Genomic DNA, 25,793 nt, shown 5'->3' on the forward strand with positions numbered 1-25,793 from the left:
GTCTCGCCGTCACCGGCAGCATGTCGGGGTGCAACATATGGTGAGCGTGGCCAGGCAGACGAAATTCGATGATCTCCAAAGCCGGGTGGAGATCAATCCACTCATCTATCAGCACTGGGTGGATGCCCTGGGTGAGTTTGCATCGTCAGTCCGCATCAGGGAAGGACTCCAGCAGGTTGTCACCATTGACGAGGAGTCGTGGGATCTCAATGATGCCGGAGACCTGGTAATCACCGCCTCTATCAGCCAGGAGGTTATTCAGATGATCGTTCCCCGGGGGCTGTGGGAGTGGTTGTGATGCAACCCGCAGCAGCCCTTTGCGCATGCGGCCCTCGTGTTGTTGCTGCGGTTCCGTTCCCTTTCTTCGCCGATCTTTCCGCCAGTCATCCTTCCTGTCGAACTCCTGCACGAATCTCATGACATCCACGCTGTCCTGCCACCGCCGGGGCAGCTCCGAGCCCATTTCTCCTTTACATTCGCAGGAGTTTTATTTATCCTTCAATATTACACTTTCCCGGCAGACCCAAGGAATTCATGGATATCAGCAAACTTCGAAATTTTTCCATTATCGCTCATATCGACCACGGCAAATCCACTCTGGCAGACCGTCTGCTGGAGTATACCGGCGCGCTGTCCGACCGTGAAAAGCAGGATCAGTTTCTGGACAAGATGGACCTGGAGCGGGAGCGGGGAATCACCATCAAGGCCCAGACCGTCAGACTCAACTACCGCGCCGATGACGGCATCGATTACGTGCTCAACCTGATCGATACCCCCGGCCACGTGGATTTTACCTACGAGGTTTCCCGTTCGCTCGCCGCCTGCGAAGGGGGGCTGCTGGTGGTGGATGCCTCCCAGGGGGTCGAAGCCCAGACCCTGGCCAACGTCTACCTGGCTCTGGATAACAATCTCGAAGTGTTTCCGGTTCTGAACAAGATTGATCTGCCGGCCGCCGAACCCGAGCGGGTGATCAACGAGATCGAGGAGATCATCGGAATCGATGCCCACGACGCGGTTCTGGCCAGCGCCAAGGAGGGTATCGGCACCCGCGAGATCCTGGAGGAGATCGTCAAGAAGATCCCCCCACCCAAGGGCGATGCCCAGGCGCCGCTCAAGGCGCTCCTGTTCGATTCCTGGTACGACCAGTACCAGGGGGTGATCATCCTGGTGCGACTGTTCGACGGTACCCTCAAAAAAGGGGACAAGATCCAGCTGATGTCCACCAACCGTGCCTACGAAGCGCTCAAAATCGGAGTCTTTGCCCCGGTAATGCGCGAGGTGACCGAGCTGGCTGCCGGAGAGGTCGGCTTCATCATCGCCGGCATCAAGGATGTAGCCGACGCCAAGGTCGGTGATACGGTGACGCTTCTGCACCGGCAGTGCGACGTGCCGCTGGGGGGATTCAAAGAGGTCAAGCCGATGGTGTTCTCCGGCCTGTATCCCATCGACACCTCTCAGTACGAGCAGTTGCGAGACGCCCTGGCCAAGCTCAAGCTCAACGATTCCTCCTTTTCCTTCGAGCCGGAGACATCGGTGGCGCTCGGTTTCGGCTTCCGCTGCGGGTTTCTTGGGCTGCTCCACATGGAGATCATCCAGGAACGTCTCGAACGCGAATTCGGTCTGGACTTGATCACCACGGCTCCGACGGTTGTCTACAAGGTTCACCGCGTGACCGGCGAGGTTCTGACCATCGAGAGCGCCAACCAGATGCCCGAGCAACAGCATATTGCCTTCCTCGAAGAGCCTTTCATCCTGGCGCATATCCATGTGCCCAACGAGTTCGTCGGCGGGGTGCTGGCCCTGTGCGAGGACAAGCGCGGCGTGCAGCGGGAGATTAAATACCTCACCCCGACCCGCGTCATGATCATCTACGAGCTGCCGCTGAACGAGATCGTGCTCGATTTCTACGACCGTCTGAAATCCATCACCAAGGGGTACGCCTCCCTGGATTACGAACATCTCGACTACCGCCGCAGTGAACTGGTGCGGATGAACGTCATGATCAACGGTGAGGTGGTGGATGCCCTGTCGCTGATCATTCACCGCGACAAGGCCTACTTCCGCGGCCGCGACCTGGTCGCCAAGATGAAGGAACTGATCCCGCGCCAGATGTTCGAAGTAGCCATCCAGGCTGCCATTGGCAACAAGGTCATCGCCCGCGAAACGGTCAAGGCCATGCGCAAGGATGTTCTGGCGAAGTGCTATGGCGGCGATATCACCCGTAAACGCAAATTGCTGGAAAAGCAGAAAGAAGGCAAGAAACGCATGAAGAATGTGGGTAATGTCGAGTTGCCCCAAGAGGCATTTCTGGCAATATTAAAGGTGGACTGAAATCGGCCTGCCCGAACGCTTCCGCAACGTTAACCTTTTAAAGGAACCACTATGGAAGAACATACCGAGATACCGGAAAAAAGTGTGAACAACGAATCTCCCGGACCTGCCTGCGAGCAGGGGGCCAGGAGAAAAGGCATAATCCGCGAATACGCGGAATCGATCGTTATTGCCATACTGCTGGCGCTGGTCATCCGCACCTACCTGGTCCAGGCCTTCAAGATCCCTTCCGGGTCCATGGAGGATACGCTGGCAATCGGCGACCATCTGCTGGTCAACAAGTTCATTTACGGCACCAGGATTCCGTTTTCGGGCGCCACTTTCCTGAAGTTGCGCGATCCGCACCAAGGGGATGTCATCGTCTTCGAATATCCCGAAGATCCCAGCAAGGACTTTATCAAGCGCATTGTCGGCGCACCGGGGGACGTGGTGGAAGGGAAGGGGAAGAAGGTCTTCGTGAATGGGAAGCCCTACGAAAACCCCCATGAGGTACACAAGGAAAAAGAGGTCATTCCAAAGGAGATGAATCCCCGCGATACCTTCGGGCCCGTTACCGTGCCGCCCAATTCTTACTTCGTGATGGGGGACAACCGTGACCGCTCCTATGACAGCCGCTTCTGGGGCTTTGTGTCGCGGGACAAGATCAAGGGGCTGGCCTTCATCAAATACTGGTCCTGGGACCGGGAGAAATTCCGGCCGCGCTTCGGCAATATCGGGCGGCTTATCAACTGACGCATTCAAAAGCAAATTTACCACTGAGACACTGAGAAGCTAAAAGGCGATTTACCACGGAGGACACGGAGGTAACAGAGGAAAAACGAGGAAGGCAAACGCAAAAGAATGATCCAAAATTGTTAAGCCTTGATGTTGCTTTTTCTCTGAGCCCTCCTTGTCCTCCCGTGGTGATGGCTTTTGGTTTTCAGTGCAACAGCTTTATTTGAAATATTAATGGAGGATACTATGGATACGCTGGGCAGTTGGAAACGGACTCATTACTGTGGCGATTTGACGGCAAAGGATGTCGGCAGTGAAGTGATCCTGATGGGATGGTCGCTGCGCCGCCGCGATCATGGTGGGTTGATCTTCATCGATCTGCGCGATCGCGAGGGCATAGCCCAGGTTGTCTTCGATCCGGAGCTGAGCAGCCAGGCCCACGCAGTGGCCGAGTCGGTGCGCAGCGAGTTCGTACTGGCTATCAAGGGTAAGGTCATCCCGAGGCCGGAGGGGACGGTCAATCCGAACATGAAGACCGGTGAAGTGGAAATCCAGGTCAGCGAGTGCAAGCTGCTGAACCGCTCTAAGCCGCTTCCCTTCATGCTCGACGAATACAGCGACATCAACGAGAACATCCGGCTGAAACACCGCTATCTCGATCTGCGCCGTCCGCAGCTCCAGCACAACCTCATCCTCCGTTCGAAGGTAGCCCAGGTAACGCGCAGTTACCTGACGGAAAACGGCTTCCTTGAGCTGGAAACCCCTTTCCTGACGAAATCCACGCCGGAAGGTGCCCGTGACTTCCTGGTGCCCTCCCGCATCAACCAGGGCTGTTTCTACGCTCTGCCCCAGTCCCCCCAGATATTCAAGCAGATCCTGATGATCTCTGGATTTGACCGGTATTTCCAGGTGGTGCGCTGCTTCCGCGACGAGGACCTGCGGGCCGACCGCCAGCCGGAGTTTACCCAGATCGATTGCGAGATGTCGTTCATCGACCGCGAAGACATCATTACCGTGATGGAGGGCTTGATCGCCCGCATCTTCAAGGAGGCCAAAGGGGTCGAAGTGCAGTTGCCGGTCGAGCGGATCACCTATGCCGAGGCCATCAGGCGTTTCGGCGTCGATAACCCGGACATGCGCTTCGGCATGGAGCTGTGCGAACTGACCGATCTGGTCAAAGGCTCGGGTTTCAAGGTGTTTGCCGATGTTGCCGCAAAAGGGGGATGCATCCGGGGGATCAATGCCAAGGGATGCGCCAGGTTCTCCCGCAAGGAGATCGACGATCTGACGGAATTCGTCAAGATCTACGGCGCCAAGGGACTGGCCTACGTCAAGATAGAAAACGGCGAGTGGCATTCCCCCATAGCCAAATTTTTCACCTCCGACGAGATTGCGGCCATGAACGCAGCGTTCGGTGCCGAGGAAGGCGACCTGCTGTTCTTCGTGGCCGACAAGCCCAAGGTGGTCAACGACTCGCTGGGCAAGCTGCGCAATCACCTTGCCGGCATCCTGCAACTGACCAGCAAGGACGACTACCGCTTCGTGTGGGTTACCGATTTTCCGCTGCTGGAGTGGGACGAGGAGGAAAAACGCTGGGCTGCGGTGCATCATCCCTTTACCGCTCCCATGGATGAGGATCTGCCGTTTGTGGAATCCGATCCCGGCCGTTGCCGCGCCAAGGCCTACGACTTGGTGCTCAATGGCAACGAAATCGGCGGAGGCTCCATCAGGATTCACCAGGAGCAGGTGCAGTCGCTGATGTTCAGGCTGCTCGGGCTCTCGGAAGAGTCGGCCCGCAGCAAGTTCGGCTTCCTGCTGGATGCCCTCGAATTCGGTACTCCCCCTCACGGCGGCATCGCCTTCGGAATGGATCGCCTGATCATGCTGCTGACCGGCAGCGACTCGATCCGCGACGTCATCGCCTTTCCCAAGACCCAGAAAGGCGCCTGCCTGATGTCCGAGGCCCCCTCGCTGGTAGAGAACAAGCAACTGCGGGAGTTGGGAATCCGGCTGGCTGAAAAGCAGGGGTAAACGATACAGACGTGAGCCGCCTGATTGCTCTGATATTGGTGGGCTGTCTGCTGAACGCCTGTTCTGCGGCACCGGCCCCTAATTGGCGCAATCAGGCTACGGCACTGGTCGATGACCTCGGAGGGCAGGGTGCCTCCGAGGCTTTCCCGCAGGAATTCGAAAACCTGGTCGAGACGTTCGAGCACGGTGAAGCAGTGCTTCATGTGCAGGGCGACCGGGAAAAGGCTGACAGCTACTATCTGCTGGCCCTCCAGAAGGGGGACCTGCTCAGGCAGGAGCTGAAGCAAAGAATTGAATTGCAGCAGGCCGAAGAGCGCCAGCGTGCCGCCGAGCAGGCGGCACGCGCCGAACAGGAACGCCTTTCGCGCGAGACTGAAGAGCGGTTGCGCAAGCTCGAAAGACAGAAGGCGGAAAAAGGGGCCGCGCCCTCCAGGGCTGAAGGCCAATCACGGGACAGTCAGGCGCTGCCCTTATCCCATACCGTCCGCAGGGGAGAGACGCTGCCCCAGATCGCGGCCCGCACCGAAATTTACAACGACTCCTCCCTCTGGCCCATCATCTACCGGGCCAACCGCGACCAGATCAGAGACCCCAAGCAGCTCTGGCCCGGTCAGACCCTCAAGATTCCCCGCCATTTCACCCGCGAAGAGGCTTCGGAAGCCAGACGCTATTCCACCAGAAAATAAATCTGACAAATTCGGCCCGAACCGGCTCTATATTATCGTTTGCACAATGTTTTCCCTTGACAGTCCCAAGTGTTTTTGTATACTGTATACAAACTTTCGTAAACCGAGATAAAGTCAAATAAATACAAATATTTGCATTGATTTTCGGGTGGTGTTTTTGCAGTTTCCGATGAACGCATCGGATGCCTTGCGCAGCGAAGAAAGCTGCCTGTTGGTGTGTATGGGTTCAGACGATACTGGCATATAAATCAAGGAGGGAACATGGCAACACACAAGATAATTTGGACGGAAATCGATGAGGCACCCGCGCTGGCAACCTATTCTCTGCTCCCCATCGTCCAGGCGTTCACCAAAGGGACCGGCGTTGACGTCGAGACCCGCGACATCTCCCTGGCAGGCAGGATTATCGCCAATTTTCCCGAGAATCTGACGGAGAGCCAGAGGATCCCCGATTTTCTGGCCCAGCTCGGTGAGCTTTCCCTCCAGCAGGAGGCCAACATCATCAAGCTGCCGAATATCAGCGCCTCGGTTCCCCAGCTGAAAGAGGCCATCAAGGAACTGCAGCAGCAGGGTTACAAGGTTCCCGATTATCCGGAGAACCCCCAGAACGACGCCGAGAAAGAGATCAAGGAGCGTTACGCCAAGGTCCTCGGCAGCGCCGTCAACCCGGTTCTGCGCGAAGGCAACTCCGATCGCCGCGCCCCGATTTCGGTGAAGAACTTCTCCAAGAAGAACCCCCACAAGCTGGGTGCCTGGACTGCCGACTCGAAATCCGAAGTGACGCACATGTCTGCCGGCGATTTCTATGGCAACGAGAAGTCGGTCGAGATGGTTGACGGCGGCGCTTTCAAAATCGAGCTGGTCGGCAACGACGGCAAGACCACCGTTCTCAAGGACAAGCTCACCGCTGAAAAAGGCGAGATTCTCGACGCCACCTTCATGAGCGCCAAGGCCCTGCGGAAGTTCTACGAAGAGCAGATCGAGGATGCTAAAAAGAGCGGCCAGCTGCTTTCCCTGCACCTGAAAGCGACCATGATGAAGGTGTCCGACCCGGTCCTGTTCGGTCATGCCGTTTCGGTCTTCTACAAGGACGTTTTCGAGAAGCACGCCGCTACTTTCAAGGAGCTGAGCGTCAATCCCAACATGGGTCTCGGCGACCTCTACAACAAGATCCAGAGCCTTCCGGCTGACAAGAAGGCCGAGATCGAGGCGGACATTCAGGCTGTATACGCCAAGCGCCCCGCTCTGGCCATGGTCGACTCCGACAAGGGGATTACCAACCTGCACGTGCCCAACGACATCATCGTCGACGCCTCCATGCCGGTGGTTGTGCGCGATTCCGGCAAGATGTGGAATGCCGAAGGCAAACTGCAGGATACCAAGGCCATGATTCCTGATCGCTGCTATGCCACCATGTACAAGGCAATCGTTCAGGACTGCCAGAAACATGGCGCTCTCGATCCCGCGACCATGGGTTCCGTGCCCAACGTTGGCCTGATGGCCCAGAAGGCGGAAGAGTACGGCTCGCACCCCACCACCTTTGAAATTCCCTTCGACGGTACGGTGCGCGTGGTCGATGCGGCCGGCAACTCCCTGATGGAGCATAAGGTCGAAGCGGGCGATGTCTGGAGGATGTCGCGGGTGAAGGATATCCCTATCCAGGACTGGGTTAAGCTGGCCGTGAGAAGGGCCAAGGCAACCGGCGCACACGCCGTTTTCTGGCTCGACAAGAACCGCGCCCATGATGCCAACGTCATTGCCAAGGTGGAGAAGTACCTCAAGGATTACGACACTGCCGGTCTGGAGATCAGAATCCTTCCGCCGGTCGACGCCATGAACTACTCCCTGGAGAGGATCCGCAAAGGTCTGGACACGATCTCCGTGACCGGCAACGTTTTGCGCGACTACCTCACCGACCTCTTCCCGATTCTGGAAGTCGGCACCAGCGCCAAGATGCTTTCGATCGTTCCGCTCCTGGCTGGCGGCGGACTGTTCGAGACCGGCGCAGGCGGCTCCGCTCCCAAGCATGTCCAGCAGTTCGTCAAGGAAGGCTACCTGCGCTGGGATTCGCTGGGCGAATTCTCCGCTCTGGCCGCCTCCCTCGAGCATCTCGCCTCTGTCTTTAACAACGACAAGGCCCAAGTGCTGGCTGAAACCCTTGACCAGGCCATTGCCAAATTCCTGGACAACAACAAATCGCCTGCACGTAAAGTGGGGCAGATCGACAACCGCGGCAGCCATTTCTACCTGGCTCTCTACTGGGCTCAGGCCCTGGCCGAGCAGGCAAAGGATGCCGGGCTCAAGGCGAAATTCGTCACCGTGGCCCAGAAGTTGGCCGAGAACGAGGCGAAAATCAATGAGGAGCTTCTCGGTGCTCAAGGCAAGCCTGTCGATATGGGTGGCTATTATCATCCTGACTGTGTAAAAGTGTCGAAAGCGATGCGCCCCAGCGCCACATTGAACGCTATCGTGGACGCACTGTAAAACAATGGGCCTGGCCGGCTTCACTGGCTGACCAGGCCCGCTTTTTTCGTATCACAGCAGTACCATCCATGAAGTGAGGTTGGATGTCGTATACCTACGTAACAGTTCCCCCGGGGGAAAAGATCACCATGGGGCCCGACGGCAGAGTCGTCGTGCCCGACAACCCGATCATTCCTTTCATAGAAGGCGACGGAACCGGACACGACATATGGAAGGCCTCGGTACGTGTCTTCGACGCTGCGGTGGGCAAATGTTACGGCGGAAGCAGGAAGATCTCCTGGATGGAGGTCTATGCCGGTGAAAAGCCTTTCAACATGTTCCGGGAAGCAATGGGGGACAAGGCGTGGCTGCCCGATGAAACCATCGAGGCTTTCAAGGAATTCCTGGTCGGCATAAAAGGTCCCCTGACCACCCCCATTGGCGGGGGCATCCGTTCTCTCAACGTGGCCCTGCGCCAGGTGCTCGACCTGTATGTCTGCCTGCGCCCCATCCGCTATTTCCAGGGGGTTCCCTCTCCGGTGAAAAAGCCGGAAGATGTCGACATGGTGATCTTTCGCGAAAACTGCGAAGACATCTACACCGGCATCGAATGGATGCAGGGAACCCCTGAATGCGAGCGGATCAAGGACTTCCTGATCAAGGAGATGAAGGTCAGCAAGATCCGCTTCCCCGAAAGCTCTTCCATCGGGATAAAACCGATCTCGAAGGAAGGCTCGGAACGTCTGGTCCGCGCTGCCATCGAATATGCCCTGAAGCACCGGCGCAAGTCCCTTACCCTGGTGCACAAGGGCAACATCATGAAGTACACCGAAGGGGCCTTCAAGGACTGGGGGTACCGGCTGGCCACCAGCGAATTCCGTCACCGGGTGGTGACCGAGCGCGAATCGTGGATCATTGACAACAAGGATCATAACGCGGCCATCTCGATCGAGAACAATGCCCGACAGATCGACCCCGGCTACGATATGATGTCCCCCCGGCAGCGAGAAGACATCTGCAGGGAGGTGGAGGCCGCCCTGACGCTGATGCCGACCCACGGATCGGGCCAGTGGAAGAAGCTGCTGATGATCAAGGACACCATCGCCGACATCACGCTGCAGCAGGTGCTGACCCGCGCCAAAGAATTCGACGTACTGGCCTGCATGAACCTGGAAGGCGATCTCCTTTCGGATGCTCTGGCTGCTCAGGTCGGCGGAATCGGGATCGCTCCCGGCGCCAACATCAATTTCGTTACCGGCCACGCCATATTCGAGGCCACGCACGGCACTGCCCCGAAATATGCCAATCTCGACAAGGTCAATCCGGGCTCCGTGATTCTTTCCGGCGTGATGATGCTCGAGTATATGGGATGGCAGGAACCGGCCGACATGATTACCAGGGCCATTGACAGGACCATAGGCCAGAAACGCGTCACCTACGATTTCGAGCGCATGATGCAGGGTGCTACATTGTTATCCTGTTCCGGCTTTGCCGATGCCTTGATCGACAACATGTAATTCGACTGCTATCGAAGGGGCGGCGCAGTGGTGCCGCCACTCTGATTATCTGTACATCAACCCACAAGGAGGAAAGACAGTATGGCACGTAAAAAGATTGCACTCATCGGCGGCGGACAGATTGGTGGGGTTCTTGCTCAGCTTTGCGCTCTGCGCGAACTCGGTGACGTTGTCATGTTCGACATCGTCGAAGGACTGCCCCAGGGCAAAATGCTCGATATCGCCGAAGTCGGCCCGGTCGACCGTTACGACGTCTGCCTGAAGGGAACCAACAGCTACGAAGATATTCAGGGCTCTGACGTGGTAATCGTGACCGCAGGTCTGCCCCGCAAGCCGGGCATGAGCCGCGACGACCTGATCGAAGTCAACTCCAAGATCATGACCAGCGTTGCCGAAGGTATCAAGCAGTACGCTCCGAACTCCATCGTCATCGTCATCTCCAACCCGCTGGACGCCATGGTTACCCTTTGTCAGAAAGTAACCGGCTTCCCCTACAGCCGCGTCATCGGTCAGGCCGGCGTGCTCGACTCCGCCCGTTTCGCTACCTTCATCGCCTGGGAACTGGGCGTTTCCGTGAAGGACGTTACCGCCATGACCCTGGGCGGTCACGGCGACGACATGGTGCCGCTGGTCCGCTACGCCAGCGTCAACGGCATTCCGGTCATGGAACTGCTGGAGCGCAAGTACAAGGATAAGGCCAAGGCCAAGGAAGTCATGGACGCCATGGTCAAGCGCACCCGCGGAGCCGGCGGCGAAGTCGTGGCTCTGCTCAAGACCGGCTCTGCCTTCTACTCGCCTGCTTCCTCCGCCATCGCCATGGCCGAGTCGATCCTCAAGGACCAGAAGCGCGTGCTGCCGACCTGCTGCTTCCTGCAGGGCGAGTTCGGTGTCAACGGCTACTACGTCGGCGTTCCCGCCGTTCTGGGCGAGAAGGGTGTTGAGAGCATCATCGAGTTCGCTCTCGATGCCGAAGAGCAGGAGATGATGGATAAATCGGTTGCCGCTGTCAAAGGTCTCGTCGACAGCATGAAGTAATCCTTAAAACGGCTTCAGGCTTTGTCTGTGCAAAAGAAGGGTTTTCCGGCCCTTCTTTTGCCACATTTAAGGCTTGAGAATTTCACACCTTTAACTACGGGTAAAAAGGAGTCTTTTCAGATGGAGAAAAAATTGCCGAAAATTGAAATTATTGAAAAGTATTGCAAGGGATGCCACATCTGCGTGGAATTCTGCCCCACCAAGGTGCTGGAAATGAAGGGGTTCTACGCCACCGTAAAAAATCTGGAAGCATGTATCAAGTGTATGCAATGCGAACTGAGATGCCCGGATTTCGCCATCAAGGTCACAGCTGAATAAATCAATGGGAGGAAATGAACAGTGGCAAAAAAAGTAGCGTTTCTTCAGGGTAACGAGGCCGCAGCACACGGCGCCATCTACGCCGGCTGCAACTTTTTCGGCGGCTACCCAATCACACCCTCGACAGAGGTTGCTGAGGTCATGTCTGTCGAGCTTCCTAAAATCGGCGGAAAATTCATTCAGATGGAAGACGAGATCGGTGCCATGGCTGCCATTTTGGGCGCCTCACTGGCCGGCTCCAAGGTTCTTACATCGACATCCGGCCCCGGTTTGTCTCTCAAGCAGGAACTGATCGGCTACGGCTGCATTGCCGAAATCCCCTGCGTCGTCTACAACGTCATGCGCGGCGGTCCCTCCACCGGTATGCCGACCGGTCCCAGCCAGTCGGACGTTATGGCTGCAAAATGGGGCACCCACGGTGACCACCCGGCCATCTGCCTGGTGCCTGCTTCGGTTCAGGAGACCTACGAAGAAGTCATTCGTGCCTTCAATCTCTCTGAAAAATACCGTACCCCGGTTATGGTCATGCCGGATGAGATCGTTGCCCACATGCGTGAGCGCATCGTTTTCCCAGAAACTGGCGAGATCGAAGTCGTTCCGCGTAAAACTCCGACCGTCGCACCGGACCAGTACAAACCCTATGACACCAGCTTCGGCGATGTACCGCCGCTGGCCGCCTTCGGCAGCGGTTACAAATTCCATGTGACCGGTCTCAACAAGATGCAGGATGGTTTCCCGACAACCAAGGCCGAAATCGTTCAGGCCGAGGAAGAGCGCCAAGTGCGCAAGGTTGAAGCCAATGTTGACGATATCGTCACCTTCGAAGAATACCAGTTGGACGACGCCCAAGTGGTGGTCATTGCTTACGGCTCGACCTCCCGTTCGGCTCGTTATGCTGTCAATGCTGCCCGCGAGCAGGGCATCAAGGCCGGCATGTTCCGCATCAAGACCTTCTGGCCGTTCCCGGATAAGCAGATCAAGGCTTTGGCCGGCAAGGTCAAAGGTTTTGTCGTACCTGAGATGAACCTGGGTATGTGTGCCAATGAAGTGGAGCGCTGCGCTCAAGGCAAAGCCCCGATCCTCGGAATCTTCCGTGTTGACGGCGAGCCGATTAATCCCGACCAGATACTCGAGAAGATGAAGGAGGTTAAGTAACCATGGCTTTTGAATATGAAAAGTACATTCGTCCGGGCAAGCTGCCCCATATCTGGTGCCCGGGCTGCGGTCACGGCATCGTTATGAAGGGCTTGATCCGCGCAATGGATACTCTTGGTCTCAAGAAGGAAAATACGGCCATTGTGTCCGGTATCGGCTGCGCTTCCCGACTCCCCGGCTACATTGACTGCTGCACCCTGCACACCGCCCACGGCCGTGCCGCTGCTTTTGCAACCGGCGTGAAGCTGGCCAAGCCGGAAATGAACGTGATCCTGTGCGGCGGCGACGGCGACGGTACCGCCATCGGCGGCAACCACTTCATCCATGCCTGCCGCCGTAACATCGACATGACCTACATCATCATGAACAACTACATCTACGGCATGACCGGCGGCCAGTTCTCCCCGGCCACCCCGACCGGCCACAAGGCCTCCACCACGCCGTACGGTAACCCTGATCCGAACTTCGACATCGCCAAACTGGCCATCGGAGCCGGCGCCACCTTCGTGGCCCGCGGCACCGCTTTCCATGCCAACCAGATCGACAAGCTGATCGTGGAAGCCATCCAGCACAAAGGTTTCTCCGTGGTCGAGATCCTGGACGACTGCCCCACAACCTACGGCCGTCGCAACAAGTACAAGTCGGTTATCGAGATGATGAACCGCCTGAAGGAAGTTGCCGTACCGATCAAGGCTGCCGAGAAGATGACCGCCGAGCAGCTGCAGGGCAAGGTCCTGACCGGTGTTCTCTACAAAGAGGAAAAACCCGAATATACCGCCGAGTATGCCAAGGTTATCGAGCGCGCCCAGGCCGCCAAGTAATTCACTAAGGAAAAGGAGAGATATAGATGTCCAGATATGAACTCAGATTTTCCGGCGCAGGGGGGCAGGGGCTCATCACCGCCGGCATCATCATGGCTAAGGCCGCCTCCATCTACGAGGGAAAACAGGCCGTCCAGTCGCAGAGCTACGGTCCCGAGGCCCGTGGCGGCGCTTCCAAGTCGGAAGTCATCATCTCCGACGGCGCCATCGACTACCCCAAGGTAACCCAGTGCGATGCGCTTCTGGCCATGACCCAGGAAGCAGCCAACAAGTACTCCCATGACCTGAAAGAGGGTGGGGTGCTGCTGATCGATTCCGATCTGGTCAAAAACGTACCGCCGGGGAATTTCAAGACCGTTGCATTCCCGATTATCAACACGGCCAAAAACGATGTGGGACGTGAAATCGTTGCCAATATCGTTGCCCTGGGCGCCATGGTTGCCCTGACCGGCCAGGTGACCCGCGAAAATGCCGAGAAAGCCGTGCTTTCCAGCGTTCCCGAAGCATTCCTGGAGCTGAACAAGAAGGCCTTCAGCATGGGATACGATAAGGCAATCGCAGCCAGCGCCTGACAGTTCCGAGCATTTGATTCGGAAAAGGCCCGGCACTTCGTTGCCGGGCCTTTTTTGTTGTGCACATCCGAGGCATGCCCGCTCAAGTGCGGGCGGAGCGGATTCATGAATGCCTTTTGGGCTACTCCTCCTTTGACAATCGCCGCAAATTGAGTCATAGTTCCCCCCTCGGCAAGCGTTCGCTACGGAGATCCGATGAATTCCCGCACCATTGCTCCCCAAAAAAACGACGACGATTTTCAGTACGATGCAACCCTGCGTCCCCGGGCACTCGGCGAATATATCGGCCAGGAAAAGATCAAGCAGAACCTGGGTCTTTTCATCGATGCAGCCAAGGGGAGGGGGGAGGCGCTTGATCATGTGCTGCTGTATGGCCCTCCCGGCCTGGGCAAGACCACCCTGGCCAACATCGTGGCCTGCGAAATGGGGGTGAACATCAAGTCCACCTCCGGTCCCGTGATCGAGCGCCCGGGAGACCTGGCTGCCATTCTCACCAATCTGGAAGCACATGACGTTCTGTTCATCGACGAAATCCACCGGCTGTCCCACGTTGTCGAAGAGGTGCTTTACCCGGCCATGGAGGACTTTCAGCTGGACATCGTGATCGGCCAGGGGCCCAGCGCCCGTTCGATCAAGCTGGACCTGCCCCGTTTCACCCTGGTCGGTGCCACCACCCGTGCCGGGCTGCTCTCCTCGCCACTGCGTGATCGCTTCGGCGTCATCTCCCGGTTGGAATTCTATACCGACAGCGAACTGGCGACCATCATCACCCGCTCTTCACACATCCTGGGGATGGAGATCGAATCGCAGGGTGCGCACGAACTGGCCAGGCGCAGCCGCGGGACGCCGCGCATCGCCAACCGGCTGCTGCGTCGGGTGCGTGATTTCGCCCAGGTCAGGGCAAACGGCATCATCACCCGGGACGTGGTTCAGGAAACGCTGAGGCTGCTGGACATCGACGAAAAGGGCTTTGATTACATGGATCGCATCATTCTGCTGACGATCATCGACAAGTTCAACGGCGGACCGGTGGGGCTGGACACGATTGCCGCCGCCATCAGCGAGGAAAGCGATACGATCGAAGACGTTTACGAGCCCTATCTGATACAGAACGGGTTTCTCAACCGTACACCGCGCGGGCGGGTTGCCACCGTCGCAGCCTATCAGCACCTGGGCCGCACCGCGCCGGAATCCTCGCAGGCGCGGTTATTTTGACGATGCAGCAGATTTTCGAATTCCCGGTAGCTTCGCTGCTGACCTTCGACAGTTTCATCGGTTGCGACGGCAATTCCGCAGCGGTGCAGTTCGCCAGGCGAATCGCCGATCCCGCCGACGCGGAGAACCTGCTGTATCTCTACGGTCCTTCCGGCTCCGGAAAAACCCATCTGCTCAAGGCGATCGCCCATGCGCTGGGTTCAGCCTGCCATTGTGCGATCCCCTGTCTCTCCTGTCGCGATATCCTTTCCGCCGACCAGTTGTTCGAGGTTCTGAACGATGCTCCCGCCCTGCTGGTCGACGACCTGCATCTGCTGCGGGACGATCCCTCCCTGAGGGGGGGGCTGTGGCAGGTTTTCAACGATCACTATACCGCCGGCCGGAAGATAGCTCTGGCCGGGCTGCATAGCCCGCGGGAGTTGCCCCATCTGGACGACCATCTGATCTCGCGTCTGTTATGGGGACTGGTTTCCAGGCTGGACACCTCCGATGATGATTCCCGCCGCATGATACTGAAAAAGATCGCCGATGACCGCCAGGTGCGGGTGCCCGACGATGTGGTCGACTATATTCTCATCACCACCAGCCGGGAGGTAGGTGACCTGATCACTACCTTCGAAACCCTCTATCGCCTTTCCATGGCCCAGAAACGGAAGATTTCTTTGTCGCTCGCCAGGGAATCCCGCGAATATCTGACTGCGGGGGGGAGGCCCCTATGACCCCCTATAAGAATCGTCTCAAGACACCTGAAGAGATCGAACTGGGCAAAAAACGCGATGAGCTTGCCAAGGCACAACACCGCCTGGCTGAATGGGAGCAGGCCTATACGGAACTCAAATCCGAGATCCGGAGTTTCGAACAGGTCTATGCGCAGGTTCTGGGGGCGCGCATCAGCCAGTTGGAAGACCTGGAGTGGCAATTGAACGGGCTGCTGGAGGGGGAGGGGGAAAAAGGCGCATCCGTTTCCTCACTGAATGAAGAAGGCTTTACGCAGTTTCAGCACCGTACCGATCTCTTGGACGACGATTTCGCACCCATGCCGGGTGGATCGCAGAAAAGCCTGAAAAGCCTGTACCGCGAGGTCGCCAAAGCCATCCATCCCGATCTCGCATCCGACGACGAGGAGCGCCTGCGCCGGCAGGAGCTGATGACCGAGGCCAACCGGGCCTATTCGGCCGGTGACCGCACGGTGCTGGAAGAGATCCTCAGTGAGTGGGAACAGGGTCCTGAAATGGTCTCGGGCCTGGACGTAGCCATGGAGCTGGTGCGGGTCATCCGGCTGATAGCCCGGGCGGAGCAGAATACCCAAGCCCTGATTCGACAGATCAAAGAACTCAAGGCCAGCGATATCTACAGTTTCAAGATAAGGGTCGATGAGGCTGCGGCTGACGGTATTGACCTGATGGCCGAGATGGCCGCCACGGTTGACCTCGATATCGCCAAAACCAGACGGCGCCTGGCGGTATTGAGAGGTGACGGGGAGAAAACGGAGGGAACTGACGGCCCTCCCCTGGAAACCCGCCTGATACGCTTTCCGTCAGAATATTCCTGCGGTATGCTCTACGAACGCAGCAGCGGTTCGGTCGACTACCGGGACTGGCACCGTCTGGGGGGCGCCCGCGGTGTGCGGGAGGTGTTTCTCGACAAGGCGGTACGGCTGGATGTCAAAGGCACGACCGAAAATGAAATGCGTTTCCTCCAGGCCTTGCAGCCCGACGATCTGCAGGCGCTTTTCCTGTACGATATCAACGACAGCTCTCTGGCATATCTGTCGCACCTGAGCGGCCTGCAGGAGCTCTATCTCTCCAATACCTCCGTTACCGACGAGGGGTTGTGCCAGCTGCAGGCACTGCATGGCCTGCGCCGCCTCTACATCTATCACAGCGCCATCAGCGACTCCGGTCTGCTCAATCTGACGCAGTTGAGCGGCCTCAAATGGCTGACCTGCAGTGGCACAGCCATTACCGAAGAGGGGTTGTCCGTTTTCCGCGAACTGCTGCCCGCCTGCAAGGCGGTCAGCTTCGAATGGCGGCACGGCAAATAGCACCTCTTTGAAGTCGGTTATCAGGCTCTGGACATCAGTACGAGTTGCCCGAAGCCTATTAATACATGCCAGCCTGTTCAGGCACCTGTTACCCAGACCTGCCGATGGGGCCATGACGCTCTCCATGATTTTTCCATTCTTATTCCTCTCCTTAAGCCGGCACCTTTCGCCGAATTGACGCTTTTGTTTCCTTTGGTATAAAGATTAAGTCGGTTCAATTATGTTCCCGCCTGAGGCTGCCGACCTTCAGCGATGCGAAGGGGTGGTGCGGTCCGGCATGATCTTTTCCTTCACCCTTGTCCCCATATGGTACGACCTATCACTGCGCAGCAGCTTCATGTCTGCGGCCGGGTGTCTGCCGGCACGCTGGATGAACGGTTTTTATACCCGATCTCGAAGTGGAGGAACGTGAATGAGAAGCGATAGAATCATTTCAGTCATTGGTCTGGGCTATGTGGGGCTGCCGGTGGCGGTTGCCTTCGGCAAGGTCCGGCGGACAGTCGGTTTCGATATCGATCATTCCAGGATCAGCGAGCTGAAGGCGGGGTATGATCGCACCGGAGAGGTGTCCTGGGATGACCTCCGGAGCGCGGATATTTTATTTACCGATTCGTTGCAGGAGCTGGCGACGGCTGACTTTCACATTGTTGCCGTGCCGACGCCGGTGGATGATGCCAATCAGCCGGACCTCTCCCTGGTGTGCAAGGCCTCAGAGTCTGTGGGCAGGGCACTCAAAAAAGGAGACATCGTTGTTTACGAGTCGACCGTCTATCCGGGTGTTACGGAGGATGTGTGCGTGCCTGTGCTCGAGCGGGTGTCGGGTCTCAGGAACGGCCCCGATTTTACGGTCGGCTACAGCCCCGAAAGGATAAATCCGGGAGACAGGGAGCACACCTTCACCAAAATAAGAAAAGTGGTTTCGGGCCAGGACGAGGAGACCCTGGAAATCGTTGCCCGTGTCTACGAATCGGTGGTGACCGCCGGCGTGCACAGGGCTGCCTCCATCAAGGTGGCCGAGGCGGCCAAGGTGATAGAGAACACCCAGCGGGACCTCAATATCGCCCTGATGAACGAGTTGGCGCTGATCTTCGATCGCCTGGGGATCGACACGAACGAGGTCCTGGAAGCGGCCGGTACGAAATGGAATTTTCTCAAATTCAAGCCCGGACTGGTGGGAGGGCACTGCATCGGGGTCGATCCCTATTACCTGACTCACAAGGCGGAAAAAATAGGCTATATCCCCCAGGTAATCCTGGCTGGGCGACGGATCAACGATGGCATGGGCAAGTTCGTTGCCCAGCGGGCGGTAAAGGAGATGATCAATGCCGGCCACAACATCCTCGGCAGCACGGTGACCGTCCTGGGATTGACTTTCAAGGAGAACTGCCCTGATCTGCGTAATTCGAGGGTGATAGACATCATCCGGGAGCTTCAGGATTACGGCGTCGATGTCCAGGTGTGCGATCCGATGGCCTCGCCTGATGAGGCGCGCCATGAATACGGTGTGGAACTGGTGCCCCTGGAGGTTTTAAAGCAGGCTGCTGCCGTTGTTGCAGCGGTTTCGCACCAGCAGTTTCTGAATCTGTCGGCAGGGGATGTCGCGGCCCTGATGGCAGCTAACCCGGTTCTGATCGATGTCAAAGGCATGTATGACCAGTCGGCTCTGACGGATGCCGGAATCCGGGTATGGCGGCTATGATGGCCTGGATGGGCGGGAAGTGACGTGAGCCGGGGAGGGGCAGGATCTGCGATCAGGGCAACCGCAATGTTTTCCTGGCCTCGGCCAATACCTGCCTGACCTGTGCGTTGCTGCGGCACGCCAGTACTGCATCGGCTAAGGTGCGGCACTCCTCTCGGGAATGGTTGCGAATGGTCTGTTTGATCAGGGGAATGCTGGGGGCCGACAGACTGAACTCGGTGATGCCCATTCCCAGCAGCAGCAGGGCGTTCAGCGGATCGGAAGCCATTTCGCCGCAGACCGAGGCCTTTTTTCCGGCTTGAGCGGCAGCATCGGCAACCCGCTTGATCGAGTGCAGCACGGCAGGGTGATGCGGATCGTAATAGCTCTTGATGCGGGGATTGTTGCGATCGGCTGCCAGAATGTACTGGATCAGGTCGTTCGTGCCGATGCTGACGTAATCGACCTCGTTGATCAGCAGTTCCACGGTCTGGACCGCCGCCGGAATCTCGATCATAACCCCCAGGGGAATGTCCCGGCATACCTCATGCCCCTGCTGCTCCAGCTCTTCCCTGACCGAAGCGAGTATCGATCTGATCTCGATGATCTCATCCACGCACGATACCAGAGGGAACATGATTGTGGGACACCCGTCGGTTGATGCTAGCAGAATGCCTGCCAACTGCTCCCGAAAGATGTCCTGCCGTTCGAGCGAAACGCGGATTGAGCGCCAGCCCAGAAACGGATTGTCCTCCCGCGGAAAGTCGAAGTATGGAAGGGACTTGTCGCCGCCGATATCCAGCGTGCGGATGTTCACCGCCAGTCCCGGAAAACCTTTCAGCACCCGGCTGTAGATCCCGGCCTGCTCCATCCGGTCAGGGAAAGCCGGACGGGCCATGTAGGGGAATTCGGTCCGATAGAGACCGACCCCCTCGGCTCCGTTCAGATTCGCCACCCGTACATCCGAAACCAGGCCTATGTTGGCATTCAGAGTAATTCTGGCTCCGTCAGTAGTCACGGCCGGCAGATCCCTCAAACCTTCCATTTCCTTCAACCGGACGGCATGGTCCCGTTCGAGCCGCTCGTACTCCTGGCGTACGGCATCGTCAGGATTCAGGTAGACAAACCCGGAGCTGCCATCCACGATGATCTCGTCCTTGACCTGAGAGGCAGCCATCAGCCCGGAAACGCCGAGTACGGCGGGAATTCCCAGCGACTTGGCCATTATGGCGGCATGTGAATAGGCGTTGCCCCGCTCCGTCACGATTCCCAGGATTTTGTCGTGATCCAGCATCGCCAGGTCCGAAGGAAAAATGTCCTCGGCAACGATGACCCGTTTTTCCTTCAGTTTCAAAGGGGTTTTGCCGTTACCCTCAAGGGCGTCAATGATCCTGCGGCCGATGTCTTCCATGTCCACGGACCGCTCCCGCAGGTAGGGATCTTCCATGGCGGCAAAGGCCTGGACGTAATGATGCACCACTTCGTGAACCGCACGCGTGGCCCCGATGCCCTGATCGATCAGTTCGGTCACCTTGGTGGCAAAACCGCGGTCCTCCAGAATCATCAGATGGGTATGGAAGATGGCTGCATCGTCCTCGGAAAGCATTTCACTGACCCGCTTCTCCATGTAGAGCGTCTGGATCTTCACTTTTTCCAGGGCGATGGTGAATTTGTGATGCTCCTCGGCATTGGATCCGACCTTGGCAAGCTGGATAACCTTGTCGTTGAAACGGTCAAGGATATAAACCCTGCCTTGGCTGAACCCGGCCGAGACGGCCGTACCGCCGAGTACGCAGGCCTTTGCGCCCCGCTTCCCCCCCTTTTTGGTCGTTCCGTCAAGTGACGAGGCGTTTTTGACTTTGGCCAGCTCCTGCTCCAGCCAGGCGCGTTCCTGTTCCTTATGCTGGATTGAATCCAGCAGACGGGCGTTGTGTACGATGCTGCCGATCTGGAAGGTAATGGTGCGCAGGGTGCTGATTTCGTCCTCGGTAAAGCGGCGGGCCTCGCGGGTCTGAATGACGATCACGCCGATCGGCGATTTCCGTTCGAACAGCGGCAGACCGAGAAACGACAGGAACTTTTCTTCCCTGGTTTCCTTGAAATACTTGTACCGCGGGTGGGAGGGGGCGTTGTCGGTCATGACCATGCCGTGGCTCTCAACCACGAGGCCGGTGAGACCTTCGTGCACTTTCATGGAGGTGCGGTTTACCGATGCTTTGGAGAGGCCCTTGGTGGCTTTGAGGACAAGCGTTTCACCGTCGTTTTCGAGAAGGTAAATCGAGCAGACATTGGTGTGCATACGTCGAGCCACGATTGTCACTATGTTTTCGAGTGTTTCAGGAAGGTCGTGCGAGTGCAGAATGATGGAGCTTATGTCTTCCAGGGTGCGCAGTCCCATTGAATGGTGCGTCTCTTTCATCGTAGGTTCCATAACTTAGATTTCGCTAAGTATAATGCAGATTTTATTGAAAGTAAAAATATTTTGAGAGTTATCCGCTGGAAATGTCCGGGGCGCTCTGGTATCTTCCCTGGATGCTGGAACTCGTATATGCGGCAATCTTTTGAACAGCAGGAGGAGCAATCATGGATGAAAAGGTGCTGGATGGAGCACTCGTGAGAGGTATCGATCAGATGGAGTCGGGTGATGTCCGCGGCGCGATCGAGACCCTGGAGGGATACCGGTCAGAACATAAGGATAGTTTCGATGCCTGTTTCTATCTGGGGGATGCCCTGGCCGAGGACGGGCGTATCGATGACGCTATTGCCCGTTACCGCGAGGGGCTGGCGCTGGCTCCGGACGATATCGATGCCCTGACCACGCTGGGAGACCTGTTGTTCGAGGCAGGGCGGCATGATGAAGCCATTGCCAGCTACACCCGCGTACGCGAACTCGATCCGGACGATGCCGATGCCCTGGTGAGCATCGGCCTGGTGTACAACAACCGCGAGCAGAGCGACCGCGCCATCGACTCCTTTCGACAGGCCCTGGAAATCGACCCTGAAAACGTGTTCGCCCTGAACGCGCTCGGTGACGCCCTGTATGGTCTGGAGGACGTGGAGGGGGCTGTCGGGGCATACCGCAAGGCAGTTGAGATCGATCCTGACGACCCTGCAGTGCATTTCAATCTGGGCGAAATGTATTACGATATGGAAGAGTTGGAAGAGGCCGAGAAGGAATGCCGTAAGGCGATCGAGCTCGACCCCGCTTTTACCATGGCGTATCTGACCCTGGGCGGAATCTGCATGGATCAGGAGCGGCTCCGGGATGCAGTGCGTTACTTCGAGAACTACCTCAAATATGAAAAATCACAGCAGGCGGCAGACATGATCGTCGAGGTGAGGGCGGTCATCGATGGTTTGAAGGCGGAACTGGACTGATTAACCCGGACCGTAAGCAGGAACCTCTGCCAGAGAAAAATGGAAGTAAACGCAAAAAAGCCGGCATCTGCCGGCTTTTTTGCGTGTGAAGCGTGCGTCATTTTCTGACGAAATCGGTCCGGGCAAAGGAATACTCGAAATGCATGTGATCGGTGTAAGTACCATTGAGGATGGCAACAACATCTTCGGTAAAGACCAGTTCCTCGTCGGTGGGAATAACGAAAACCTTTACCGGTGAATCATCGGTGGTGATCAGGGTTTCCCGTTTGCGGGTCATGGCTCCCTTGTTCCGCTCCCGGTCAAGGATTATGCCGATATGTTCCAGGCCTTCGATGGCTTTTTCCCGGATCGGAGCACCCATCTCGCCAACGCCGGCCGTGAATACTACGGCATCCAGTTTGCCGACAGCGGCCATGAATGAGCCGATATACTTCTTGAGCCGGTAGGCCTCGATCGCCAGGGAGAGCTGACAGCGTCTGTCACCGGTCATGGCATGTTCGATCACGTCCCGGCGGTCGGTAAAGCGTCCGGTGACGCCGAATACGCCGCTCTTCTTGTTCAGGATGCTGTCGATTTCCTTGGCCGAAAGATTCTCCTTCTGCATCATGAAAGCCGGTATGGCCGGATCGATGTCGCCGCAGCGGGTTCCCATCACAGCCCCCTCCAGCGGAGTAAGGCCCATGGTGGTATCGACGGAGACACCACCTTTGATGGCGCAGTGGGATACCCCGTTGCCGATATGCATGGTAATGATGTTGCACTCGGACGGCTTTTTATTCAGAAGAATGGCGGCGCGTTTCGATACATAAAGGTGGGAGGTGCCGTGGAAGCCGTACCGCCGCACCTGATGCTTTTCGTACCATTCGTAGGGCAGGGGATAGATGTAGGCGTGTTCCGGCATGGTCTGGTGGAACGCGGTGTCGAAAATGGCGACGTGAGGAACGGTCGGCATCAGGGCCTGGGCTGCTTCGATGCCTTCGATATTGGGGGGATTGTGCAGCGGCGCAAGGTGCTGGACCTCCTTGACCGCATCGAGGACCTTGTCGTCGATCATCACCGAGCAGGTGAATTTTTCGCCGCCATGTACCACGCGGTGACCGACAGCCGAGATTTCATTCACGCTTTTGAGCACACCGTGCACCGGGTCGGTCACGGTCTTGATGAGCAGGTCTATGGCAGCCTGATGGTTGGGGCAGTCATGTTCATGGTGAAAGGTCTCCCGACCGGGGACCTCGTGCATGATGAAAGAATCACCGACAATGACCCTTTCCACCATACCCTTGGCAACCACCTCCTTGCGCTCCCAGTCAAAGAGCTGGTACTTGACGGATGAGCTTCCGCAGTTCAAAGCCATTATAATCATGTTTCCTCCCTGAAATAATGCAAACAGTTTATATTTTCAGTAAAAAAAGAACATCGAAACTAAAATAACTCACTGAAATAAAACCATTTTTGCTTTATACAATAGACCCGGCGCGAATTCAACAGAATTTCTGAACAACCGATTGGGCGGCGGAATCTTGGGCTGGACATGCATCACAATATATGATATCAAATAATGGTTTTCCGACGGAAAACTAATCCTAAAAGGAGGTGAAACCGTGGCACATTCAATTACTGACGATTGCACCAACTGTGCAGCATGTGAGGATTCTTGTCCGGTTAACGCCATCAGCGAACAGGGGAGCAAGCGTGCAATCGACGCAGATACCTGCATCGATTGTGGTGCTTGCGTGGATACCTGTCCCGTAAATGCTATCCATGCCTAATTGACAAGAACATCGATGTTGTACCAAAAAAGCCCGTGGCAACACGGGCTTTTTTGATTTTCAGCGGTATGAGATGATGCTTCAGCGCCTGAACAGCCATACAATGAAGGAGATCAGGGCCGATAGCAGGATGCAGGTTGCCAGGGGAAAGTAGAATGAGAAGTTTTCCCTCTTGATGTAGATGTCGCCCGGCAGCTTGCCCAGCCAGGGGAGGCGGGGGACGAGCGAAACGAGAACGCCGATTGCTGCGATAATCAAACCGAGCAGGATCAGAGAACGTCCCAGACCGTTCACGTGTGCCGCTCCCGGGGCAGGTAGCGCTCCTTTTCACTGTAGATGCAACCGCAATACTGCTGCCGGTACAGTCCCAGTTCCTTGGACAGCCTGATGCCCTCCTGCCAGCCCGGCCGGAAGTCCTCGTAGTGAAATGCGACGCCGTATTCGCGTCCCGCCTGTTCTCCCAGTTCCCTGATCAGTTCGTGCTGTTGGTAACGGCTGTACAGCAGCGATGCGGTAAAGGCTTCGAAACCGGCTTCGGCCGCCGTGGCTGCGGCAACACGCAGGCGTGAAGCATAGCAATAGCCGCAGCGCTTTTCCGGGTGCTCTGCCACCCGGGCCAGAAATTCCTCCAGATCGTAATCGTCACGCACGATCATGGGGAGTGATTCCTGAACGGACATGAGTTTGACCGATTCGAGGCGGCGGGCAAACTCCTGGTATGGGTGGATGTTGTGATTGTAAAAAAATCCCGTGACCTCGTGGCCGGCTGCACGCAGGGTCTTCAACGGATAGAGGCTGCATGGCCCGCAGCAGGTGTGAAGCAGGATTCTCATCAGATATTCTCCAGCAGGTGCCCCATCTTGTCGCGTTTTGTCCTGAGGTAGTTCTTGTTGCTTTTGGTTGGAACCGCTTCGATGGCCACCCGCTCCACAACATCGATGCCATAGCCTTGCAGGCCGATCAGTTTCCGGGGATTGTTCGTCATCAGGCGCATTTTGCGGATGCCCAGCGACAAAAGGATCTGGGCGCCGATGCCGTAGTCCCTGAGATCCGCCTTGAAGCCGAGCTCCAGGTTGGCCTCGACCGTATCCCGTCCCTGGTCCTGCAGTTCGTAGGCCTTCAACTTGTTGATCAAGCCGATGCCGCGTCCTTCCTGGCGCATGTAAATTATAACACCTTTTCCTTCCCGTTCGATCATGGCCATGGAGCGCTGGAGCTGTTCGCCGCAGTCGCAGCGCTGGCTGCCGAGCACATCGCCGGTCAGGCATTCCGAGTGCACCCGCACAAGAATCGGATCACCGCTGCGAACTTCGCCCTTTACGAGCGCGAGATGGTCCAGCTTGTCCACATCATTCTCAAAGGCAATGGCACGCCAGTCGCCGCCATAGCGGGAAGGGAGACGGGCCTCGGCCACCGTGCGCACCAGTATCTCGTTTTTCAGGCGGTAGGCTACCAGATCGGCAATGGTGCAAATCTTGATGCCGTGGTGCTTGGCGAACTTCTTGAGTTCCGGCATGCGGGCCATGGTTCCGTCGTCGTTCATGATCTCGCAGATCACTCCGGCCGGCTTGAGACCTGCCAGCCGCGCCAGGTCCACCGAGCCTTCCGTCTGGCCGGTGCGCACCAGTACCCCTCCCGGCTTGGCGCGCAAGGGGAAAATATGGCCCGGGCTCACCAGGTCGCCGGGACCGGCGCCGTCGGCCACGGCAGTAAGGACGGTGTGGGAACGGTCGGCGGCGGAGATGCCGGTGGTGACGCCATGTTTTGCTTCAATCGAAACCGTGAAGGCGGTTTCGAAGGGAGAAGTATTGTCGCGCACCATCGGACGCAACCCCAGTTCATCGCACTTGTCCGGGGTCAGGGTCAGGCAGATCAGACCACGCCCGTACTTGGCCATGAAATTGATCGCCTCGGGTGTGGCCGCCTCGGCAGCCATGGTGAGATCCCCCTCGTTCTCCCGGTCTTCGTCATCCACCAGGATCACCATCTTGCCCTGACGGATGTCTTCAATCGCTGATTCTATGCTTGCTACCGACATGGTATCCCTTTCATTGCACTGTTTGGTT

Annotated in this window: 23 protein-coding genes; 18 read left to right on the forward strand and 5 right to left on the reverse strand. The window is 57.2% G+C overall.

Annotated elements, in window-relative coordinates; all coding sequences use genetic code 11:
- Nucleotides 1-28 precede the first annotated feature (28 nt).
- From GSVR_RS09960 to GSVR_RS10035, 16 genes are all read left to right on the forward strand, one after another.
- Entirely contained in the window at nt 29-298 is a 270-nt protein-coding gene (locus GSVR_RS09960; protein WP_173199662.1) for a hypothetical protein, read from the forward strand.
- Between the two features lie 236 nt (nt 299-534).
- Entirely contained in the window at nt 535-2,331 is a 1,797-nt protein-coding gene (gene lepA / locus GSVR_RS09965) for a translation elongation factor 4 (protein ID WP_173199660.1), read from the forward strand.
- 51 nt (nt 2,332-2,382) lie between these two features.
- Nucleotides 2,383-3,063: a signal peptidase I gene (lepB, locus tag GSVR_RS09970; protein WP_173199658.1), complete on the forward strand. Its 681-nt coding sequence runs from the start codon at nt 2,383-2,385 to the stop codon at nt 3,061-3,063.
- Nucleotides 3,064-3,291: 228 nt separating this feature from the next.
- Nucleotides 3,292-5,076 carry an aspartate--tRNA ligase gene (aspS, locus tag GSVR_RS09975; RefSeq protein WP_173199656.1) on the forward strand — a complete coding sequence of 595 codons (1,785 nt, stop codon included), beginning with the start codon at nt 3,292-3,294 and terminating at the stop codon, nt 5,074-5,076.
- An 11-nt stretch (nt 5,077-5,087) separates the two neighbouring features.
- The gene (locus GSVR_RS09980; RefSeq protein ID WP_173199654.1) at nt 5,088-5,762 is read left to right on the forward strand and encodes a LysM peptidoglycan-binding domain-containing protein; all 675 of its coding nucleotides are present in this window, start codon (nt 5,088-5,090) and stop codon (nt 5,760-5,762) included.
- Between the two features lie 261 nt (nt 5,763-6,023).
- Entirely contained in the window at nt 6,024-8,246 is a 2,223-nt protein-coding gene (locus GSVR_RS09985; protein ID WP_173199652.1) for an NADP-dependent isocitrate dehydrogenase, read from the forward strand.
- 83 nt (nt 8,247-8,329) lie between these two features.
- The gene (gene icd, locus GSVR_RS09990) at nt 8,330-9,742 is read left to right on the forward strand and encodes an NADP-dependent isocitrate dehydrogenase (protein ID WP_173199650.1); all 1,413 of its coding nucleotides are present in this window, start codon (nt 8,330-8,332) and stop codon (nt 9,740-9,742) included.
- An 81-nt stretch (nt 9,743-9,823) separates the two neighbouring features.
- Nucleotides 9,824-10,777, forward strand: a complete 954-nt coding sequence (mdh, locus tag GSVR_RS09995; protein ID WP_173199648.1) for a malate dehydrogenase — start codon at nt 9,824-9,826, stop codon at nt 10,775-10,777.
- A 120-nt stretch (nt 10,778-10,897) separates the two neighbouring features.
- Nucleotides 10,898-11,095 carry a 4Fe-4S binding protein gene (locus tag GSVR_RS10000; RefSeq protein WP_173199646.1) on the forward strand — a complete coding sequence of 66 codons (198 nt, stop codon included), beginning with the start codon at nt 10,898-10,900 and terminating at the stop codon, nt 11,093-11,095.
- Between the two features lie 21 nt (nt 11,096-11,116).
- Nucleotides 11,117-12,250, forward strand: coding sequence for a 2-oxoacid:acceptor oxidoreductase subunit alpha (locus GSVR_RS10005; RefSeq protein ID WP_173199644.1), 1,134 nt, complete (start codon nt 11,117-11,119; stop codon nt 12,248-12,250).
- A gap of 2 nt (nt 12,251-12,252) precedes the next feature.
- Nucleotides 12,253-13,071, forward strand: a complete 819-nt coding sequence (locus GSVR_RS10010; protein ID WP_173199642.1) for a 2-oxoacid:ferredoxin oxidoreductase subunit beta — start codon at nt 12,253-12,255, stop codon at nt 13,069-13,071.
- Nucleotides 13,072-13,097: 26 nt separating this feature from the next.
- On the forward strand, nt 13,098-13,643 hold the full coding sequence (locus GSVR_RS10015) for a 2-oxoacid:acceptor oxidoreductase family protein (protein WP_173199640.1): 546 nt from the start codon (nt 13,098-13,100) through the stop codon (nt 13,641-13,643).
- Nucleotides 13,644-13,838: 195 nt separating this feature from the next.
- Nucleotides 13,839-14,858, forward strand: a complete 1,020-nt coding sequence (gene ruvB / locus GSVR_RS10020; RefSeq protein WP_173199638.1) for a Holliday junction branch migration DNA helicase RuvB — start codon at nt 13,839-13,841, stop codon at nt 14,856-14,858.
- A gap of 2 nt (nt 14,859-14,860) precedes the next feature.
- Nucleotides 14,861-15,577: a DnaA ATPase domain-containing protein gene (locus GSVR_RS10025; RefSeq protein ID WP_173199636.1), complete on the forward strand. Its 717-nt coding sequence runs from the start codon at nt 14,861-14,863 to the stop codon at nt 15,575-15,577.
- Nucleotides 15,574-16,902 carry a J domain-containing protein gene (locus GSVR_RS10030; RefSeq protein WP_173199634.1) on the forward strand — a complete coding sequence of 443 codons (1,329 nt, stop codon included), beginning with the start codon at nt 15,574-15,576 and terminating at the stop codon, nt 16,900-16,902. Before GSVR_RS10025 ends, GSVR_RS10030 begins: the two co-directional genes overlap by 4 nt.
- Nucleotides 16,903-17,314: 412 nt before the next feature.
- Entirely contained in the window at nt 17,315-18,601 is a 1,287-nt protein-coding gene (locus tag GSVR_RS10035; protein ID WP_173199632.1) for a nucleotide sugar dehydrogenase, read from the forward strand.
- 52 nt (nt 18,602-18,653) lie between these two features.
- On the opposite strand, the gene ptsP is transcribed toward GSVR_RS10035, so the two are convergent.
- Nucleotides 18,654-20,999: a phosphoenolpyruvate--protein phosphotransferase gene (gene ptsP / locus GSVR_RS10040; RefSeq protein WP_173199630.1), complete on the reverse strand. Its 2,346-nt coding sequence runs from the start codon at nt 20,997-20,999 to the stop codon at nt 18,654-18,656.
- A gap of 164 nt (nt 21,000-21,163) precedes the next feature.
- Between ptsP and GSVR_RS10045 the strand changes: the two genes are divergently transcribed.
- Entirely contained in the window at nt 21,164-21,958 is a 795-nt protein-coding gene (locus GSVR_RS10045; RefSeq protein WP_173199628.1) for a lipopolysaccharide assembly protein LapB, read from the forward strand.
- Nucleotides 21,959-22,055: 97 nt separating this feature from the next.
- On the opposite strand, the gene GSVR_RS10050 is transcribed toward GSVR_RS10045, so the two are convergent.
- Nucleotides 22,056-23,321 (reverse strand): acetate kinase, encoded by a 1,266-nt coding sequence (locus GSVR_RS10050; RefSeq protein ID WP_173199626.1) that lies wholly within the window; start codon nt 23,319-23,321, stop codon nt 22,056-22,058.
- Between the two features lie 238 nt (nt 23,322-23,559).
- Between GSVR_RS10050 and GSVR_RS10055 the strand changes: the two genes are divergently transcribed.
- Complete coding sequence (locus tag GSVR_RS10055) at nt 23,560-23,727, forward strand: DUF362 domain-containing protein (RefSeq protein ID WP_173199624.1); 168 nt, start codon at nt 23,560-23,562, stop codon at nt 23,725-23,727.
- Nucleotides 23,728-23,808: 81 nt separating this feature from the next.
- Here GSVR_RS10055 and GSVR_RS10060 read toward each other — a convergent pair whose 3' ends face one another.
- Genes GSVR_RS10060 through GSVR_RS10070 form a run of 3 tightly spaced genes read right to left on the reverse strand, consistent with a single transcriptional unit; the run spans nt 23,809 to nt 25,765 of the window.
- Complete coding sequence (locus GSVR_RS10060) at nt 23,809-24,021, reverse strand: DUF2905 domain-containing protein (protein WP_173199623.1); 213 nt, start codon at nt 24,019-24,021, stop codon at nt 23,809-23,811.
- A complete protein-coding gene (locus GSVR_RS10065) occupies nt 24,018-24,560 on the reverse strand; it encodes an epoxyqueuosine reductase QueH (protein ID WP_173199621.1) in 543 nt (180 codons plus the stop codon). Before GSVR_RS10065 ends, GSVR_RS10060 begins: the two co-directional genes overlap by 4 nt.
- Entirely contained in the window at nt 24,560-25,765 is a 1,206-nt protein-coding gene (locus GSVR_RS10070; RefSeq protein ID WP_173199619.1) for a bifunctional 3,4-dihydroxy-2-butanone-4-phosphate synthase/GTP cyclohydrolase II, read from the reverse strand. Before GSVR_RS10070 ends, GSVR_RS10065 begins: the two co-directional genes overlap by 1 nt.
- Nucleotides 25,766-25,793 lie beyond the last annotated feature (28 nt).

It is taken from the genome of Geobacter sp. SVR (assembly GCF_016865365.1).
In the GTDB taxonomy this organism is placed as follows: domain Bacteria; phylum Desulfobacterota; class Desulfuromonadia; order Geobacterales; family Pseudopelobacteraceae; genus Pelotalea.